At 46.6% G+C, this 3,334-nt stretch carries 2 rRNA genes; both read left to right on the top strand.

What is annotated here, in order from left to right:
* Positions 1–126 precede the first annotated feature (126 nt).
* Positions 127–3,017 (top strand): 23S ribosomal RNA (locus tag GA0116948_RS20755).
* A gap of 195 nt (positions 3,018–3,212) precedes the next feature.
* A 5S ribosomal RNA gene (gene rrf, locus GA0116948_RS20750) occupies positions 3,213–3,324 on the top strand.
* Positions 3,325–3,334 lie beyond the last annotated feature (10 nt).

Here is a 3,334-nt window from a genome sequence, read left to right as displayed (position 1 = left end):
ATCGGCAGGGTTAATAGAGAAAAAGTTCTTTGACATATTGGGAAAACAAGTTGTTTTATACAATACTTGATTAGGTAGAGATACATGATCAGACAGTATTGGTCATAGAATAAATAATATAAAATATTTAAAGCGAATAAGGGCGCATGGTGAATGCCTAGGCTTTAGGAGGCGAAGAAGGACGTGGTAAGCTGCGAAAAGCTACGGGGAGCCGCAAACAGGCGATATATCCGTAGGTATCCGAATGGGACAACCCAGTACGTTGAAGACGTATTATCCTGGAAAGGAGGCCAACGCAGAGAACTGAAACATCTAAGTACCTGCAGGAAAAGAAAATAATTAAATGATTCCCTAAGTAGTGGCGAGCGAACGGGGAAGAGCCCAAACCGGTATGGCGTGCTGTACCGGGGTTATAGGACTACTTTTAGAAAGTCACATCAAGTTGAAGTATCTGGAAAGATACACCATAGCAGGTGAAAGTCCTGTAGACAGAAATTGTGATAGACGTGTAGTATCCTGAGTAGCGCGAGACCGGAGAAATCTTGTGTGAATTTGCCAGCACCATCTGGAAAGGCTAAATACTCCCTAAAGACCGATAGTGAACCAGTACCGTAAGGGAAAGGTGAAAAGTACTCCGAACAGGAGAGTGAAATAGTACCTGAAACCGTGCGCTTACAAGCGGTCGGAGCCCATTATTGGGTGACGGCGTGCCTTTTGCATAATGAGCCTACGAGTTACACTTCACTGGCGAGGTTAAGTTCTATCAATAACGGAGCCGTAGCGAAAGCGAGTCCTAACAGGGCGTTATAGTCAGTGGGGGTAGACGCGAAACTTTGTGATCTATCCATGGGCAGGTTGAAGGTTTGGTAACACAAACTGGAGGACCGAACCCATTAGCGTTGAAAAGCTATGGGATGACCTGTGGATAGGGGTGAAAGGCCAATCAAACTGAGAGATAGCTCGTTCTCCCCGAAATGTTTTTAGGAACAGCCTCGTATAACAGAGGTATCATAGAGGTAGAGCTACTAATTGGGCTAGGGGGCTTCACCGCCTACCAAACCCTAATAAACTCCGAATGCTATGATATATTCTACGGGAGTGAGGCTGCGGGCGCTAAGGTCCGTGGCCGAGAGGGAAATAACCCAGACTAACAGCTAAGGTCCCTAATCGTATGTTAAGTTGAACAAACGCAGTTCAAACCCTATAACAGCCAGGATGTTGGCTTGGAAGCAGCCATTCATTTAAAGAGTGCGTAACAGCTCACTGGTCGAGGTTTTGGGCACGGAAAATAATCGGGCATCAAACATACAACCGAAGCTTTAGGATAGTCCTTTATTGGACTTATCGGTAGGGGAGCATTCTAAACTGCATTGAAGGTGTATCGCGAGATATGCTGGAGCGTTTAGAAAAGAAAATGTAGGCATAAGTAACGATAAATAAGATGAAAAATCTTATCACCGCAAGACTAAGGGTTCCTGATCAACGCTAATCGGATCAGGGTTAGTCGGGTCCTTAGGCAAAGCCGAGAGGCGCAGCTGATGGCAAACTGGTGAATATTCCAGTACCTGCAATAATTTCGATGTGGTAACGGAGTAGTGAAAGGACCGCGCACTTACGGAATAGTGCGTTAAAGGGTGTAGTTATACCATCTGTAGGCAAATCCGCAGAAGGTGATGAACCTGATAGTACAGCAAAGCTTCGGCCGCGTTGATAGTGTCCCTAAACAGACTTCCAAGAAAACCCTCTAAGGTTAGGTTATTGCAGCCCGTACCGTAAACCGACACAGGTAGTCGAGGAGAATATCCTAAGGTGCTCGAGTGATCCGTGGTAAAGGAACTAGGCAAATTGACGCTGTAACTTCGGGATAAGGCGTACCACCTTCTGGGTGGTCTCAGTAAAATGGTCCAACCAACTGTTTAACAAAAACACAGGGCCCTGCAAAATCGCAAGATGACGTATAGAGCCTGATACCTGCCCGGTGCTGGAAGGTTAAGGAAGGATGTTCGGAGCAATCCAAAGCTTCTGACTGAAGCCCCAGTAAACGGCGGCCGTAACTATAACGGTCCTAAGGTAGCGAAATTCCTTGTCGGGTAAGTTCCGACCTGCACGAATGGTCTAATGAGTTGGACACTGTCTCTACCACGAGCTCGGTGAAATTGTAGTATCGGTGAAGATGCCGGTTAATCGCAACGGGACGGAAAGACCCCGTGAACCTTCACTACAACTTAACATTGATTTTGAATGCCAGATGTGTAGGATAGTTGGGAGACTATGAATCAGCTTCGCTAGGAGTTGAGGAGTCAACGTTGAAATACCAACCTTCTGTTATTTAGAGTCTAATCCTCGCAAGAGGAGACATTGTTTGGTGGGTAGTTTGACTGGGGTGGTCGCCTCCTAAAAAGTAACGGAGGCTCGCAAAGGTACCCTCAGTACGGTTGGTAATCGTACGCAGAGCGCATTAGTAAAAGGGTGCTTGACTGTGAGGCTGACACGCCGAGCAGGAGCGAAAGCTGGCTAAAGTGATCCGGTGGTTTCCGTATGGAAGGGCCATCGCTCAAAGGATAAAAGGTACTCCGGGGATAACAGGCTGATCTCCCCCAAGAGCTCATATCGACGGGGAGGTTTGGCACCTCGATGTCGGTTCGTCACATCCTGGGGCTGGAGAAGGTCCCAAGGGTTCGGCTGTTCGCCGATTAAAGTGGCACGTGAACTGGGTTCAGAACGTCGCAAGACAGTTCGGTCCCTATCTGTTGTGATCGTTAGTAAATTGCGAGGACATGACCTTAGTACGAGAGGACCGGGTCGTACGTACCGCTGGTGTATCTGTTGTGCCGCCAGGTGCAGTGCAGAGTAGCTATGTACGGGCAAGATAAACGCTGAAAGCATCTAAGCGTGAAACTTACCTCAAGATGAGTTTACTTTTAAGGGCCGTCGGAGACTACGACGTTGATAGGTTACAGGTGTAAGGGTGGTAACATCGAAGCCGAGTAATACTAATTGCCCGTAAGCTTTAATTTTATTTTTTTATGATAGGCCTTATAGGTCCAGTAAGACAACTTCCCAATATGTAAATTATTAGCGTGAACGGTAAAACATTTGCGCAGGATGGATTTGTTGTGTCATCATGATACTCAAACCTTGCTGTAGCCTAGAGTTCACAATCAGAAGATATATCAATTTCTCATAAAAGCGAGTGAATTGAATTAAGATCTTATGGTGGTTTTGCCGAGGGTGTTCACCTCTTCCCATTCCGAACAGAGAAGTTAAGCCCCTCATGGCCGATGGTACTGCGCAATCATGCGGGAGAGTAGGTAGCTGCCATATTTATTTGAAA

Origin of the sequence: Chitinophaga costaii, assembly GCF_900094705.1 — a bacterium.
In the GTDB taxonomy this organism is placed as follows: Bacteria; Bacteroidota; Bacteroidia; order Chitinophagales; family Chitinophagaceae; genus Chitinophaga; species Chitinophaga costaii.
This window is presented reverse-complemented; position numbering and strand designations above follow the sequence as displayed.